At 46.1% G+C, this 332-nt stretch carries 1 pseudogene; it reads left to right on the forward strand.

Features of this window, described 5'->3' with window-relative positions:
• Positions 1 to 332 (forward strand): annotated as a pseudogene (locus CWC28_RS21635) (IS701 family transposase); the annotation flags it as partial.

Consider the following 332-nt stretch of genomic DNA (forward strand, 5'->3'; position numbering starts at 1 on the left):
CCTGTTGGTGGCACCCTGAGTGTTGATGACAGTGTTCTCGATAAACCCTATAGCAACTCTGTGGCTTTGGTTAGCCACTTTTGGTCAGGAAAACACCATCGGGTAGTGAAGGGAATCAACCTCGTTACTCTCTATTACACCGACCCCACTGGTCGTCATATGCCCGTAAATTTCAGAATATGCGATAAGTCTGAAGGTAAGAGCAAGAACGACTATTTTCGTGAAATGTTGATTGAAGTGCTGACTTGGGGGTTGAAACCTGCGTTTGTAACCGGTGACTCCTGGTACAGCTGCGTCAAGAATCTGAAGACGATAAAAAACCATCAGACAGG

The sequence above is a fragment of the Pseudoalteromonas sp. S4492 genome (genome assembly GCF_005886115.1).
Taxonomy (GTDB): Bacteria; Pseudomonadota; Gammaproteobacteria; order Enterobacterales; family Alteromonadaceae; genus Pseudoalteromonas; species Pseudoalteromonas gelatinilytica.